Here is a 16,708-nt window from a genome sequence, read left to right on the forward strand (position 1 = left end):
GACCTTTGAATACCGATCGGTTAGGACGTCTTGTTATTTCCAACAAAACGTAGAGCACGACTTAACGTTGCGGCTACAACAGATAGATGATTTTCACATTCTGCGTTGTGAAAGCTCATTTGAAAGGTGTCGTGAGTCAGAGTTTGGAGCCTTTCAGACAACTTAGTAGCATCATTCACCATATGATCCAGTTCTAAGGAGCCTACTGTAAGAAATAGCCGGATTTCGGAAGAGATGGAGGAGACAAGAGAAGGGAATTGGGCCTCTCTGGTTAAAACACTACATTGATTCCACCAGATCGAAGGACTGCTGGCGATGTATCCTTGGAAAGCTTGCGGCTTGGTAAAGAGTACTTCGAGTACAAACAAACCCCCTAGAGAATGGCCGAAAAGAGTTTGTTTATTTTCATCTACTTTGTAGTTTTGAAAAATAAACGGTTTTAGTTCTGTTTCGATAAAGTGAAGAAATTGATGAGCCCCACCTGATTCAGGCCATTTCTCCCCATTTGGTTTCGGAGAAATCTCTGATTCAGATGGTGCTGTAAAATCATAAAACCTTCGCGGTAGATTAAAATCAGTGTCGCCTGGATAACCGATACCGATGACAATGGAAGGATGAACCCCTGTTTTGTCAGATCGTTTTGATTGTAAGCGGACTTGTTCCTGTATCGTCTGGAAAAAGGCATTTCCGTCTAATACATAGATTACTGGGTACCCCGTAGGTGGAGCTGGCTGTGTGGGCACAGAAATATTTAGATGGTAGGGAAGGTTTAATTCTTTGCTATGCATGATCCAACGGTCAATTTGAGGAGAAGATGATTCGATTTTTACAGTGCTATTGTTCATGTGGCGATGTTCTCCTTTTCCATCATAGGTGAGGTTTCTTCTTCTAACAGGACACTTTCATAGCCGAAACAGACAGGTGCACCATTAAACGGATCAATCATAATTCGGGCATCGATATGAAAGATCTGCTTTAAGATATCCACTGTAACCAGTTCATGAGGACTCCCAGTAGCCATAATTCTTCCGTCGCGCATTCCCACCATTTCATGCGAAAATCGGGCAGCATGGTTAATATCATGAAGTACCATGACAATGGTACATTGATGATTTTGGTTTAGATTCTCGATGATTTGTAAGACATCTAATTGATGGGCTAGATCTAGGTAAGTTGTGGGTTCATCTAGTAGTAAGACTGTTGTATCTTGCGCGAGCGCCATGGCTAACCAGACTTTTTGCCGTTGTCCCCCAGACAAGCTACCTAGCGGGCGATTACGATAAGGGAGGGTGTGAGTAATCCCTAGTGCCCATTCAATCTTTTCTTTGTCTTCTGTGGTTAGTTTGCTAATGTTTTTCCGATGCGGATATCTACCATATGAAATCAGTTCCTCTACCGCTAGTTCTCCGGGGGCTACAGGGTTTTGGGGAAGCAAAGTAAGGCGCTTTGCGATTTCCTGTGTTGGCAGGGTGTTGATATCTTGTTCTTGTAAATACACTTTTCCGATCTTCGGTTTGAGAATTCGCCCCATGGTTTTCAGTAGCGTAGACTTTCCACAGCCATTTGGGCCAATAATGGTTGTAATTTTCCCCTCTATTACATCTAGGCACAGATCTTTAAAGATTACATGCCCATCATATCTCGCTTCTGCATTTTCTACACGTAGGATACTCATAGCCATCTCTCCTAAAATCTAACTTCTAGCTTTTAATAATAAATAAAGAAAATACGGTACGCCGATGATGGAAATGACGATCCCAACTGATATTTCTGCTGGAGCAAATAGATTCTTAGCGATAAAATCGGATCCGACCACTAAGGTCATGCCGATTAAGCCACAGATGGGTATAATGTAGCGATGCTTGAGTCCAATGAGCTGTTTGGCTATATGCGGAGCCATCAGGCCAATAAAGCCGATACCGCCTGATACAGAGACACAGGCACTTACGAGCCCAATGCTACTTAATAGCAGGATTGCTTTCTCTTTCTCTAACGAGACGCCTAAACTTTTTAAGCTCGATTCTTCTAATTGAAACAAATCAAGCAAGTAGGATTTTCGATAGATCGGGATGATAAGGAGGAACCATGGTAGCATAGCGAGAATGGATTGCCAGTTTGCATTGTAAACACTCCCCGTAGTCCAGACGGTTGCCATTTCAAAGTCGGTTGCCTTCATTTTCAGCGATAGATACATTGCCAGCGCGCCAAAGCCAGAGCTGATGGCAATCCCAGTTAGAATCAGCCGTTGTGTATCGATCCGTCCATTCTTCCAAGCTAACAGATAAATGATAACGGCGGCTCCTAATCCACCCACCAATCCAAACAAAGGTTGTATGAGAACCGAAAAAGAGCCAAGCTGCTCATGAAAAAAGAATAACAATAGGACGATCGCTGCACCTGCACCCGCATTAATCCCTAAAATTCCAGGATCAGCTAATCCATTTTTTGTGATACCTTGGATGACCGCCCCAGCAATCCCGAGTCCTAGACCTACTAAACTAGCAATGACGATTCTTGGGAGTCGGAGGTCGAATAAGACAAAATCATGAGCTGAAACTGGGTTGATCCGTAAGAGAGTGCGCACGACATCGTTTATGGTAAGATCAAAAGTTCCATTGGTGAGACTAATATAAAAGAGTGTGAAGAATAGCGTGATAAGTATCAATAAGCTTATTGTGTATCGAGAGTTTGCTAATTTAGACAACATTCTTCCCCCCTTTGCTGCGAATGAGATAGAGGAAGAAGGGGACACCGATCATGGCAGTCAAAACACCAATCGGGGTTTCAAACGGATAATTAATAAATCGGCTTAGAATATCGCATATAGCGAGGAATAGCCCACCTATGATCCCTGCGCAGGGAATAACCCATCTATAGTCGATCCCTACTAGAAGTCGAGTCATATGTGGGATGATAAGTCCAACGAATCCAATTTTTCCAACTAAAGCAACTGCTGTTCCTGTTAGGAATATAACGGCTAACATGGACATTACTTTTATGTACTTGGTACGTTGCCCGAGGGTAATGGAAATTTCTTCTCCCAGTGAGAGAATCGTGATGGATTTAGATACATATAAGGAAAGGATAATGCCGAACACACCGCAAGGAATCGCTAGTTTCAGCATACTCGGATCAATTTGATGTAGTCTGGCATTGTACCAGAAGCTAACATTTTGTGATACTTGAAAGTAGGAAGCAACCGCAGCGGAAAGACTGCTTAAAAAAGTACCAATTACGGTGCCGATGATAGCGAGTCGAATGGGAGAAAGTCCATTTCGAACGAGCGAACCAAAGCCAAATACGATGATTGCACCGAGCGCGGACCCGATCATAGAGGCAAGTATCATCTGATAAGAAGAGAGGCTTGGGATGAAAACCATGCATAGTGTAATCACAAAAACAGATCCATCCGTAACACCCATAATAGAAGGGGATGCAAGATAATTTCTTGTCATCCCCTGCATGAGTGCGCCCGATATGGCTAGATATGCACCTATGAGTAATGCGCCTAGTATTCTAGGGACTCGCGAACTTTGAATAATCGCATGATCCTTATTGTCTGCTTGATAGTGAAAGATTGCATCCCAAACGGTCATGAGATCAAACGATTTTGACCCATAGAGAATGGATAGGAAAATAACCAGAATAATCAATAGTGGAGCAGTTAAAATAATGATTTTAGGTACTTGATGTTTATTTACCATATCAGTGACACACCTAACTTTGCACTAGCTTACTTGCTGTTTAATTGTTCTCCTGCTGCTTTTAAGAAAGCTATTTTACTCCAAGCAGTTCCGCCTTGGGCCATCGGATCTACAGCGTTTACAAATACTTTATTATTTTTAACAGCTTGGATGGTGTTCCAGATTGGGTTCTTTTTCAGGTCTTCTAAAGCCTGTTTCTTGTCAGCATTTTCACCTTCGGCAAATTGAACAAAAAGATAGTCTGGATTGATTTCTGCAAATTTTTCTAATGTGACCACTTCTTGAGCCTTAGCTGCTTGTATTTCTTTCGGAATGGTTAGTCCTAGATCGTTATATAAAACGGGATTGAAATAAACATTGCTTGGATAAAGATTAATGTTTCCGCCACGAATTCGGATGATAACGACCTTTTTATCTTTAAGAGGTTGAAGGGACTGCTTTAATTTAGCAGCGTCCTCTTTATATTTGCTGATAATCTGATCTGCTTTTTCTTTGTTTTTCGTTAGGGCCGCCATCATCTTGAGATTTGTTTCCCAGTTCGTAGAGATGTGGGAGACAGGGATCATCGGAGCGATTTTGTTTAATTTTTCTACTACGTCTGGCTGAAACTTCGACGTGCCCAAAATGACATCAGGCTTTAAAGTGAGGAGCGCTTCGAAATTAGGTTGTTGCTTTTCTCCAATTGACTTGGCGCCATCTAAATCTTTAGCAAGGTAGCTAGGAAGTTTTCCTCCTATAGTAATGGCACCTACTGGTTTTACGCCTAATACAGCGGCATCTTCCATCGCTTCAAGGCTAGCGGTTGCTATGTTTTTCACTTGAGCAGGGACTTTGTACTCTTTATCGAGATAAGAAAGAGTTTCTGTTTTGTTTCCGTTTTCACTGGAAACGGTTTCGGTTTTGTTGTTACAAGCTACGAGTACGAATAACAATATAAAAACGGCTACTAGATTAAGTTTGACCAAATTCTTTTTCACTATATTTTCCCCTTTTATGTAAACAAATAAGTTACAATAGTATTGATAATCATTATCAATATAGCCTTGATTCTAACTTGAGTCAATACTAAAAACACAAAAAAGATAAGGTATATAACAATTCCACTACAAAATTCATCCTTTTATATATAAAAAATAATGTTAAAACTAGATTGAAATTTATTGACTATTAAAGTGATAATGGTTATCATTTACTTGCACGAATGATACTGAGAATCATTTTCGTTTGCTATTCATTTTATAGATATGTTTTGTGCGGAAGGAATGAGGTTGGATAGTGGAGGAGCTAAATCGTCGGGTGGCGATCGTAACAGGTGCTGCTGGAGGAATTGGCAGGACAGTTGCTCGGGAGCTAGCTAAGAGTGGGATGTTTGTAGCGGCTTTTGATTGTGATGAACAGGGAATTTATCAGTTGGAGTCTGAGCTGAAAGAGGATGGATCGGATGGTGCTGTATTTCAAGTGGATATCCGAAATCGGACAAAAGTTGAGAGTGTAATTGATCAGATTGAAGCGGGGATTGGTCCGATTGAAGTTTTGGTGAATGTAGCAGGCGTATTGCGAATGGGGAATGTCAATAATCTGACAGACGAAGATTGGGAGCAAACTTTTGCTGTTAATTCGACAGGTGTTTTTTATCTTTCACGTAGTGTGAGTCGGCGGATGATTTCACGCAGAAGGGGTTCGATTGTAACGGTTGGATCGAATGCAGCAAGTACACCGAGAATGTCGTTTTCTGCTTATGCATCTTCGAAAGCAGCAGCGGTGATGTTTACAAAGTGTCTTGGCCTTGAGCTAGCGCAATATAACATTCGTTGCAATATCGTATCTCCGGGATCAACAGAGACGGACATGCTTAAATTGCTGTGGGAAGATGATGAACGTAGCAAAGACCGATGCATTAACGGGGTAAGCGAAGACTATCGACTCGGAATTCCGCTTAGGAAGATAGCCAGACCGATTGATATAGCGGAAACGGTACTATTCTTGGTTTCGGATCGATCGTCCCACATTACGATGCAAAATATTTGTATCGATGGTGGAGCCACGTTAGGTGTTTAGCTGAGGAGGAGATGGAATAGTGAATCGAATGGTTCAGGAGGAAGTGAAGGAGGAGTCTTTGCTCGATGACTACGTTGCAGGGGATTTTTATTTTGCTTCCCCGAGGAATGTTGTACACGGAACAGGTGTTTTTGAGCGAATAGTAAATGGCGGTGAAGTGGCGCATTTGGTGAAGCAAGCGTTGTCAAATGCGCGTGGGCAAGGACATGAACATCCAGTAGTAGTCGGAGCCATTCCGTTTGATCGTCAAAATGAGCTGCAATTGGTTATTCCTGAGAAATGTGTGTTTTCAGATCCGTACCAATATGAGAAGGGATTAGGCGAAGAATTCTCCCCATTGCTCCAATATGAAACTGAGCCGGTTCCAGCGCCAGAAATGTATCTAGCTGGTGTAGATAAGGGACTCTCTGGGATTGCGAAAGGGGATTTCGATAAGGTCGTTCTGTCTCGATCGGTACGAGTTCATACGACGGAACCCATTGATCCAAAAGGGATTATGCAAAAGTTAGCACATTATAATCCACAAGGATTTACCTTTGCCGTCGATGTAAAAAGCAAAGAGACAGCGGAAGGGAAGCAGAAAACCTTTTTGGGAGCCAGCCCTGAACTTTTAGTCTCCAAGTTACGTCATACGGTGATCGCGAATCCACTGGCAGGATCTAGGCCACGAAGTGAAGATCCTATAGAAGATGAGAGACGGGCACAGGAATTACTTCGATCGGAAAAAGATCTTCATGAGCATCGAATTGTGGTCGAAGCTGTGAAGGTAGCATTGCAACCTTTGTGCCGTAATCTAGAGGTTCCGGGTAGACCGACGCTGATTCAGACAGAAACCATGTGGCATCTTTCAACGGTTGTAAAAGGAGAGGTATTAGATGATTCGATCTCTTCCTTGGATCTAGCACTTGCACTTCATCCGACACCAGCTGTTTGTGGTTATCCGACAGAGCGAGCTTTTCAGGCGATTCAAGAAATCGAGCCGTTTGATCGAGGGTATTTTACGGGTATGGTGGGATGGTGTGATGAGAGTGGTGACGGAGAGTGGGCTGTTGCGATTCGGTGTGCTGAATTAGAAGGATCTTCGATGTCTTTATATGCAGGGGCGGGAGTCGTAGCGGGTTCGAAACCGGAGGATGAATTAGCGGAGACATCGGCTAAGATGCGGACGATGCTTTATGCGATGGGGATCGGAACAAAAGCCTTATAATTCAGAATGATTGGAGGGGCATGATGTTATCGGGTTGTTCAACTTGGCCAAGTGATTTTGTTAAAAAATACAAGGATTCCCAGTGTTGGCGGGGAGAAACGTTTGGCGAGATTTTGCGAGAGCGTGCTAGCTTGTACGGGGAACGCATTGCTGTTACGGCAGGGGATCTGCAGATTAGCTACTTGGAGCTAGATCATAGAGTGGATCAACTGGCGTCAGGATTGCAAAAGATGGGGATTCAAAAAGGAGATCGGGTGGTGGTTCAGCTTCCTAATACGATCGAATTCTTTGAAGTTTGTTTTGCGTTGTTTCGCTTGGGAGCGGTTCCAGTATTAGCCCTTCCGACTCATCGATATAGTGAGATTTCCTACTTCTGCGGGTTTACAGAAGCAGTTGCTTACATCATCTCGGGGAACCATGCTGGATTTGATTATGTTTCTCTGGCTACAAAAGTTCAAGAAGAAACGGCTTCTTTGAAACATGTATTTGTGACGGGAGAAGAAAACGGGAGCAGATTCGCCTCATTAGCTGATTTGTATGACCCGTCTCCGATGATAAGTGTACAAATAAAAGGTGAAGATGTCGCTCTTTTCCAATTATCGGGAGGGAGCACAGGGCTGCCTAAGTTTATCCCGCGCACTCATAATGATTATATTTATAGCCTTCGTATGAGTAATGAGGTATGTCAGATGGATGTGGATAGTGTCTATCTAGCGGTATTGCCCGTTGCTCATAACTTTCCGCTTAGTTCGCCTGGCGTACTCGGTACTTTGTATGCTGGGGGAAGAGTGGTCTTATCTCCTGGATCAAGTCCAGATGAGGCTTTTCCACTCATTGAGAAAGAACAAGTAACGATTACCGCGATGGTTCCGCCGATTGCGCTGATCTGGCTCGAGGGAGTTAAAACACGTACGTTGGATTTTTCTAGTTTGAAAGTGATGCAAGTTGGAGGAGCTAAGTTTAGTGCGGAGATGGCGAAGCGAGTAAAGCCTGCATTCGGATGTACGCTTCAACAAGTGTTTGGAATGGCAGAAGGCTTGGTTAATTATACGAGACTGGATGATCCAGATGATTTGATTCATGAAACACAAGGAAGGCCAATGTCGCTGTATGATGAGCTTCGAATTGTGGATGAAGATGATCAGGCAGTGCCACAGGGAGAAGCAGGAGAGTTGTTAACCCGCGGACCGTATACGATAAGAGGTTATTACAAAGCGGGGGAACATAACGCTCGTTCGTTTACCGCGGATGGATTTTATCGGACAGGGGACATTGTGCGACTAAATAAGGAAGGCTATATCATCGTTGAGGGAAGAAACAAAGATCAAATTAATCGCGGTGGGGAGAAGATCGCCGCTGAGGAAGTAGAGAATCATTTGTTGGCTCATCCGGACCTACTAGATGTATCCATCGTGTCGATGCCAGATTCGTTTCTCGGAGAGAGATCGTGTGCGTTTATGATTCCAAGAGAGAATTGCCCTACTCCATCAGAGATTAGACGCTTTCTGCAAGACAGGGGACTTGCTGCATATAAAATTCCCGATCGGATTGAGTTTGTAGATCAATTTCCGAAGACTCCACTAGGAAAAGTGAGTAAAAAAATGTTGCGCCAGATGATTGCGGAGAAGATGACTCTTAAAAAAGTGTAAAAAGGAAGTGAACTTGTGGGGATTCCATTGATTACGCCCTATGCGATGCCAACAGCGATCGATTTACCTAAAAATAAAGTTGCTTGGGAGGCGGATCCAGAGCGTGCTGTATTGTTGATTCACGACATGCAAAAGTACTTTATGCAACCGTATCAAGTGGGTCAGTCGCCTATTGTGGAACTGATGAAGCACATCGGATCTCTGAAAGAAGCATGTAAGGAATTCGGAATTCCCGTTGTATATTCAGCTCAACCAGGGGATCAAAGTCCAGAAGATCGCGCTTTACTAATTGATTTTTGGGGGCCAGGGATGGCTGAGGATCCTTTGCAGACGCGGATCGTGGACGAGCTCTCGCCTGAAATGAATGACCGGATCCTAACAAAATGGCGTTATAGTGCTTTTCAGAGAACAGATCTACTAGAGTACATGAAAGAGCAGGGGCGTGACCAGCTCATTATTTGCGGAGTGTATGCTCATATTGGGTGCCTACTTACAGCTTGTGATGCATTTATGAAAGATATTCAATCGTTTTTCGTGGCAGATGCAGTCGCTGATTTCTCCCTTCCGGATCATCAAATGGCCGTGCATTATGCAGCTTCCCGTTGTGCTTACACCATTACGACAGATCAGATCGTTGAGCAATTGAAAAAGGAGCAGTATTCCTATGACGTTTGAGACACTTTGTAAACATGTAGCTTATTTATTAGATGAGCCAGAAGGTACGATTTCGGAAACAGAGAATTTACTTGATAGAGGACTTGATTCGATTCGGATAATGAGTTTGGTAGAGAGCTGGAGGCAAGATGGCGTGGAGATTGACTTTATTACTCTAGCAGAGAACCCAACCCTTTCTCATTGGTGGGAACTATTATCTTCTGCGAAACGACACGTTTAATTCTTCACACCAACTTGTTTAGAGGTGGAAAAATACATGTTGCATACAAAAACGAATCGGAGACCCCTCACTCGAGCTCAATCTGGGATCTGGTATGCTCAGAAGTTAGATCCAGAAAATCCGATTTATAATACGGGTGAATATGTTGAAATAGAAGGAAATGTTGAATTTGAATTATTGATCCAAGCTATTAAAATGGTGATGGTAGAAGCAGAATCGCTACATGTTCAGTTTCATGAGGATGAGGGTGAGCTATGGCAGGAGATTCGTAGTGATCAGAAATGCAGCGTTCTGGTCATCGATATGAGTAAAGAAAGCAACCCCTATGATTCCGCGATGAAGTGGATGAAAGAGGATTTGGCTAAACCCATCGACTTGCTTCATGAGGCACTTTATAAGCAAGTCTTGTTAAAGCTTGGGGATTATCGTACGCTTTGGTATCAGAAGATACACCATATCGCGATTGACGGTTTTGGATTTTCCCTCTTGTCGAATCAGGTTGCGAAAGTGTATACCGATTTGGTAGAAGGCACTTCTTGTGAAGGAGGCTTTTTCGGCTCATTTGGGCGGGTGATCGAAGAGGATATCACATACAAGAACTCAGAGAAATATCAGACTGACCGTCAATTCTGGATCGAGCGATATCAGAATCAAACCGATATTGTAAGCTTAGCGGATCGTGCCGTTTTGTTATCAGGGAATACGAATGTATCTACTTGTTTTTTACATTCTGATGACTTTGATATGCTAAAAAAATGGGCTCGAGATTGTGGGACGAGCTGGCAAGAGTGCATGATTGCCGCTATGGCTATCTATCTACATGGTTTGACGGGATCAAAGGAGATTGTGTTAAGTTTACCAATGATGGGGCGCATGGGCTCTGCTTCGTTAAAGGTGCCAGCCATGGTAATGAATGTCGTGCCGCTTTGGTTAGACATGCATCCAAGTCTTTCATTACAAGAGCTGTTGAAACAAATTCGCCAGTCGATGAACCAGACACGGAATCACCAGCGCTATCGTCATGAAGAAATACGTCGTGATTGTAAATTATTAGGTGATAATAATCGCCTATTTGGGCCGCAGATCAATATTATGCCATTTGAATATGGACTTCGTTTTGCCGAGGCTTGTGGCATTGTTCACAAACTAGCTACGGGACCTGTTGAAGATCTCTCCCTCCAGCTCTATGAGCAAAAAGAGGGTCGAGGATTACGCATGGATCTTGCGGCAAACTCGGATCTGTATCATGCAGAGGAAGTATATCGCCATCTTCGCCGCGTCCAGTCTATCATCAAACAGATGATCCAAACTGAGGGTTCTTATTCTTTCAGTTCCTTCGACCTTTTGTTGTCTGACGAGAGAAGGAATGTTGTAGAGGTTTGGAATCAAACAGAGCACCGGCTTGCCGCAAGCAGTATGTTGGAGCTGTTCGAACAACAAGTAGCGGTATGTAAAGAAGCCCCTGCTGTGATCTGTGCAGATACGATCCTTTCCTATCAGGGATTAAATGAACGAAGTAATCGTCTAGCGAATTTACTTGCTTCGCGTGGTGTGGGTCCAGAGCAATTTGTTGCGATTCTGTTGCCTCGTGGTGTGGATATGGTCATCACGATGTTAGCCGTTCTAAAGACGGGGGCTGGCTATCTTCCGATTGACCCAGAATATCCGCTGGGCCGTATTTCGTACATGTTAGAGGATGCCAATCCTGCTTACATCATTACGTCAAGGGGGTTAGAAGGTCACCTATCGGAAGCAGCTCAGGTTGCCAAGTTACTTTTAGATGATACGCAGTTAAGTAGGGATCTGGATACATGTAGTCCTGACGAGTTTGTACCTAATAGCTCGATCTCACCGCTACATCCAGCGTATATGATCTATACTTCAGGTTCTACAGGGAAACCAAAAGGGGTGGTCATACATCGGCAAAGTCTCGTAAACTTTCTATTGGCGATGCAAGATCCATTTCCGATGGGGAATGAAGATCGTCTACTAGCTGTTACCACGATTGCTTTCGATATCTCCGTTCTGGAGATCTTTCTTTCTTTGATTAGTGGGGCAGTTTGCCTGATAGCTCAGAAAGAAGCGATTCAAACACCATCTGTTTTGGTCAAGATGATTCAAGAAAATGGTATTACACATATGCAGGCAACACCGACACTTTGGCAAACGATTGTTTCTTATGATGGAGCTTCACTTGAGGGGCTACACGTGCTGGTAGGAGGAGAGGCGCTCCCGAGTCATTTGGCATCTGCGCTGGTTGATCTGGGATGTGAGGTAACCAATCTCTACGGACCAACAGAAACCACAATTTGGTCCACATCATGTACTCTTTCGAAGTCGCAGTTGTTATCCCCCCCGATTGGTCGGCCGCTGTGGAATACACAAGTATATATCCTTGATGCTAGCTTAAGGCTACTGCCCCCAGGTGTCCCGGGAGATTTATATATAGCGGGAATGGGATTATCGAGAGGATACTTTGGCCGTCCAGATCTTACAGCAGAACGATTTATTGCAAATCCATATGGGCCTGCGGGTTCACGCATGTATCGAACAGGCGATATTGCCCGTTGGCGCTTAGATGGAACATTAGAGTATGTAAGTCGAGCAGATCATCAGTTCAAAATCAGAGGGTATCGGATTGAATTAGGTGAAGTGGAAGCAGTGATTGCCAGTCATTCACTAGTTCATCAAGTTGCTGTCATCGTGAGAGAGGATAGGCCGGGAGACAAACGATTGGTCGCTTATATCGTTCCGCAGGCGGGTGTTTCCTTAAACCTGACAGAGCTCCGGCAGTTTGTAAGTGAGAGTGTACCTGCTTATATGATCCCATCTTCTTTTGTCATATTAGAAGAACTACCTCTCACCCCAAATGGAAAACTAGATCGGAAGCGACTCCCTGCGCCTGATTTCGAGTCGATTACTTCCAAGCGAGTGCCAAGAACGCCACAAGAGGAAATCTTATGTGATCTGTTCGCTGAGGTATTAGGCTTATCCCGAGTGGGGATAGATGATAACTTTTTCCATTTAGGAGGGCACTCACTACTAGCAGGGAATTTGATGAATCGGATTCGCGCCGTTTTTGATGTGGAACTAGGTATTGGAAAAATATTTGAAACGCCTACTGTAGCTGGATTAGTAAGTCAACTGGATCATGGAAAGCCTGTTCGCCCGCCGATCGTGAGGGTGGAGGGAACCGCAGAGGCTCCATTGTCATTTTCCCAGAAGCGGTTATGGTTTCTTCATCAGTTAGAGGGACCAAGTCCTACTTATAATATTCCTCTTATGATCCAGTTTCAGGGGGATATGAACAAAGTGGCGCTTGCGGAAGCGCTTGCCGATGTAGTGAAGCGTCATGAAGTTCTTCGTACGATTTTCCCAGATCAAAAAGGTAGTACCTGCCAGTTGATTTTAAGAGCGGACCAGGCTGTGCCAAGGCTGCATGTTACCCCGTGCAGGGCAGAAGAACTTTCAAAGCTTCAACATCAGGCAGTACGATATAGCTTTAATTTATCAAAAGAACCTGCCATTCGTGCCGAGCTATTTGAGTTTTCAGCCGATACGGGTGTGCTAGTACTATTGTTACATCATATCGTGGGAGATGGTTGGTCGCTTGCGCCTCTTATCAAAGATCTGGAGTTTGCGTACCGAGAAAGAGTAAGAGGAGAAACATCTTCTTTTGCTGAGTTACCTGTTCAATATGCGGATTATGCGATTTGGCAGGAGGGTTTGCTTGATCAAGTCAGTAATCAAAACGGCTTCATTGCTCAGCAAATCGACTACTGGAAGGGAGTTCTCTCTCACCTCCCAGATCAATTAGAGTTACAAACAGACTACCCGCGCCCAATCGAATCGAGCTATCAAGGAGAAAGCCTCACCTTTGAGATACCTTCTGAGCTTCATAGCCGACTAACGGAGATCGCCCGCGAAAGTGGGGCCAGCCTCTTTATGGTACTACAAGCTGGGTTTGCCGCTTTATTAACTCGGATGGGAGCTGGGACGGATATTCCGCTCGGCAGCCCGATCGCAGGCCGAAATGATGATCAGATTAGCGATCTTGTAGGTCTGTTTGTGAACACGCTAGTACTACGGGTAGATACATCCGGTGAACCCAGCTTTCGTGAACTAATTGAACGAGTGAAGAAAGTAAATATCGGTGCATATGAACATCAGGATGTTCCGTTTGAAAAACTGGTAGAGGTGCTAAATCCAACTCGTTCCCGTTCCAAACATCCGCTATTTCAGATTATGATTGCCATGCAAAACACACCTGATCTGAAGTGGAATGTGCCTGAACTACAAGCTCATTTTCATCTCAGTAATACGGGTACGGCTAAATTTGACCTTACGCTAGAGTTCCGAGAGTCTTTTGATGCAGAGGGAAATGGAAACGGATTACACGGCTTCCTAGAGTATAGTACTGATTTATTTGAACGGAATACGATTGAGCTTTTGATTGAGAGATTGCTCAGGTTATTGGAGGGTGTATCACACGACTCCAATCAACTCATTGGCCGTTTTGAAATCTTGAGCGAAGAGGAACGGACAAAATTAGTCCGGGATGTGGAAGAGAACCTCGAAGTGAAGGATACGATTGTTTCTATTTTTGAACGACAAGCTACTCTTTATCCGGATAAGGCAGCTCTCGTTTACGAGAATACAAGAGTAAGCTATGAGGAGCTAAATGCAAAAGCGAATCGGATTGCGTACTCATTAATGGAACGAGGAGTTGGCCCTGAGCAGTTTGTTGCCCTTGCTCTGCCGAGGTCTGCTCAGATGATGGTAGCATTGCTGGGGATTCTGAAGACGGGTGCAGGGTACTTACCTCTTGACCCAGCTTATCCAGCAGGGCGAATTTCATTTATGCTGGGTGATGCGCAGCCTTCGTACATGATTACAGATGAAAAGACGGTTCTGTCGTTACCGCAAGATCACTCGATTCCAATTATGTTGCTTGAGGACGTGAACCAAGGTGAAGATTCTCTACCCAATCCGGTAGATGCAGATCGAAACCAGTCATTAAACCCACAGCATCCTGCCTATATTATTTATACTTCTGGGTCGACTGGGCTTCCGAAAGGTGTCGTCACCCCGCATCAAAATGTGATTCGCCTCTTTCAATCAACGGATTCATGGTTCCAGTTTCGGTCAGATGACACGTGGACCTTATTTCATTCCTATGCATTTGACTTTTCGGTATGGGAGATGTGGGGGGCACTACTGTATGGTGGCCGTCTAGTGATTGTTCCTTATGATACGAGCCGCTCTCCGGTCGATTTCTTAACGTTATTGGTAGAGGAAAAGGTAACAGTATTAAACCAGACTCCTTCTGCATTCTACCAATTGGTTCAATCGGATCAGGAGCACTCTGACATAGGGAGTAAGCTCTCTTTGCGTTATATCGTATTTGGTGGAGAGGCTTTAGAGCTTAGTAGATTACGAGATTGGTATACCCGACATTCAGATCAAAAACCAAAATTGATTAATATGTACGGGACTACAGAGACAACCGTGCATGTAAGTTATTGTCCACTCAATCAAGCAAGTGTAGAGGTCTCGGCCAGTAGTTTGATTGGGAGAGGAATACCCGATTTAGGAGTCTACATTCTTGACCAATGGTTACAACCAGTTCCACCCGGAGTTAGAGGAGAGCTTTATATTTCCGGTGATGGATTAGCCAGAGGGTACTTAAATCGCCCGGGATTGACAGCTGAACGATTTATCGCCAATCCATTTGGTAAGCCGGGTTCAAGGATGTATCGTACAGGTGATTTGGCTTGCTTTAGAAAAGATGGAACGTTAGATTATTTAGGACGAGCAGATCAGCAGATTAAGATTCGTGGTTTTCGAATTGAATTAGGTGAGGTCGAAGCAGTTTTAAACGAACATCCAGATGTGAAACAGGTAGCGGTTGTCGTGCGAGAGGATCAGCCTGGGAATCAGAGACTGGTTGCCTATGTCGTTATGATCTCTGGATCTCAGGACGAGCTTTCCTCTCTCCGCCTACATGCGGCAAGTCAATTACCAGATTATATGGTTCCATCTGCAATGGTACGAATGGATCTGCTACCCCTCACACCAAATGGCAAATTAGATCAGAAATCGTTGCCAGCACCAGACTTTTCGACTCAGGCATCAGGGAGATTACCGCGTACGCCTCAAGAAGAGATTTTATGTGATCTCTTTATGGAAGTCTTAGATTTACCACGTGTAGGAATGGATGATAGCTTTTTTGAACTTGGAGGACATTCATTACTTGCAGTTCGCTTGATGACCCGGATTCGTGAATCACTAGGCATCGAAATCAATATTGGTCATCTGTTTACAGCTCCGACGGTAGCTGGGCTTGCTGAAAGCCTCGCGATGGGGAGTAGTCATAATCCATTGGAAGTGCTTCTACCACTTCGAGAAAATGGAACTCGTCATCCTCTATTCTGTGTTCATCCTGCTGGAGGTCTCAGCTGGTGTTATGCGGGTCTCATGACGACATTGGGTATGGATTATCCAATCTATGGCTTGCAGGCACGGGGAATTGCTAGGAAAGATGTGATGCCGAGATCGATTGAGGAGATGGCGGCGGATTACATCCAGCATATGAAAGAAATTCAACCAGAAGGTCCGTACTATTTACTAGGTTGGTCACTAGGCGGAAATGTGATTCATGCCATGGCTACGCAACTCCAACGACAAGGAGATGAGGTTGCTCTTGTAGCGATGCTAGATGCGTATCCAAGCCATTTTCTTCCGATCAAAAATACGCCAAGTGATGATGAGGCACTCATTGCCCTACTAGCACTAGGTGGATATGATCCTGAGGGATTAGGTGATAAGCCGCTTGATTTAGAGGGAGCGATCGAGATTTTGAGTAGGGATGGTAGTGCTCTAGCAAGCTTAGAGAAAGAAACGATCTTGAATTTGCGAAGTGCCTATGTAAATTCAGTAGACATTTTACGAAAATATGTACCTGCTCCTTTTAAAGGGAATCTTCTTTTCTTCCGCTCAACGTTAATTCCAGATTGGTTCACTCCTCTGTTCGCTGATTCATGGGAAGCGTATGTGGATGGAGAGATTGAGGTGCATGAGATTGCATGCCGACACAAAGATATGTGTCAACCAGAACCATTGAAGGAGATTGGTCAAATCCTAGGGGAGAAATTAAAAGAACTAGCAGAGATAGTTTATTTGTAGGGGGAGGATA

The 16,708-nt window shown here is 44.1% G+C and carries 9 protein-coding genes and 1 pseudogene; 5 read left to right on the top strand and 5 right to left on the bottom strand.

All coding sequences use genetic code 11. The annotated features are described in order from the left end of the window. Nucleotides 1-20 precede the first annotated feature (20 nt). From BLU58_RS11625 to BLU58_RS11645, 5 genes are read right to left on the bottom strand one after another with little or no spacing between them, the layout of a single operon-like run. Complete coding sequence (locus BLU58_RS11625) at nucleotides 21-845, bottom strand: alpha/beta hydrolase (protein WP_093292379.1); 825 nt, start codon at nucleotides 843-845, stop codon at nucleotides 21-23. Then, nucleotides 842-1,675 carry an ABC transporter ATP-binding protein gene (locus BLU58_RS11630; RefSeq protein ID WP_093292380.1) on the bottom strand — a complete coding sequence of 278 codons (834 nt, stop codon included), beginning with the start codon at nucleotides 1,673-1,675 and terminating at the stop codon, nucleotides 842-844. Before BLU58_RS11630 ends, BLU58_RS11625 begins: the two co-directional genes overlap by 4 nt. An 18-nt stretch (nucleotides 1,676-1,693) precedes the next feature. Continuing rightward, nucleotides 1,694-2,674, bottom strand: coding sequence for a FecCD family ABC transporter permease (locus tag BLU58_RS11635; RefSeq protein ID WP_369813759.1), 981 nt, complete (start codon nucleotides 2,672-2,674; stop codon nucleotides 1,694-1,696). 22 nt (nucleotides 2,675-2,696) lie between these two features. Beyond that, a complete protein-coding gene (locus BLU58_RS11640) occupies nucleotides 2,697-3,704 on the bottom strand; it encodes a FecCD family ABC transporter permease (RefSeq protein WP_093292382.1) in 1,008 nt (335 codons plus the stop codon). 29 nt (nucleotides 3,705-3,733) lie between these two features. Continuing rightward, nucleotides 3,734-4,681, bottom strand: coding sequence for an ABC transporter substrate-binding protein (locus BLU58_RS11645; RefSeq protein WP_093292383.1), 948 nt, complete (start codon nucleotides 4,679-4,681; stop codon nucleotides 3,734-3,736). 298 nt (nucleotides 4,682-4,979) lie between these two features. Here BLU58_RS11645 and BLU58_RS11650 point away from each other — a divergent pair, with 298 nt between their 5' ends. From BLU58_RS11650 to BLU58_RS11670, 5 genes and pseudogenes are all read left to right on the top strand, one after another. Then, complete coding sequence (locus BLU58_RS11650) at nucleotides 4,980-5,762, top strand: 2,3-dihydro-2,3-dihydroxybenzoate dehydrogenase (RefSeq protein ID WP_093292384.1); 783 nt, start codon at nucleotides 4,980-4,982, stop codon at nucleotides 5,760-5,762. Nucleotides 5,763-5,778: 16 nt separating this feature from the next. Then, complete coding sequence (gene dhbC / locus BLU58_RS11655; RefSeq protein WP_093292385.1) at nucleotides 5,779-6,969, top strand: isochorismate synthase DhbC; 1,191 nt, start codon at nucleotides 5,779-5,781, stop codon at nucleotides 6,967-6,969. A 23-nt stretch (nucleotides 6,970-6,992) separates the two neighbouring features. Further along, nucleotides 6,993-8,618 (top strand): (2,3-dihydroxybenzoyl)adenylate synthase, encoded by a 1,626-nt coding sequence (locus BLU58_RS11660; protein ID WP_093292386.1) that lies wholly within the window; start codon nucleotides 6,993-6,995, stop codon nucleotides 8,616-8,618. A gap of 15 nt (nucleotides 8,619-8,633) precedes the next feature. Next, a pseudogene (locus tag BLU58_RS11665) lies at nucleotides 8,634-9,513 on the top strand (isochorismatase family protein). Nucleotides 9,514-9,549: 36 nt separating this feature from the next. Continuing rightward, nucleotides 9,550-16,698: an amino acid adenylation domain-containing protein gene (locus BLU58_RS11670; protein ID WP_093292387.1), complete on the top strand. Its 7,149-nt coding sequence runs from the start codon at nucleotides 9,550-9,552 to the stop codon at nucleotides 16,696-16,698. The last annotated feature ends 10 nt before the right edge of the window (nucleotides 16,699-16,708 follow it).

Origin of the sequence: Thermoactinomyces sp. DSM 45892 (genome assembly GCF_900107305.1) — a bacterium.
Lineage (GTDB): Bacteria > Bacillota > Bacilli > Thermoactinomycetales > Thermoactinomycetaceae > Baia.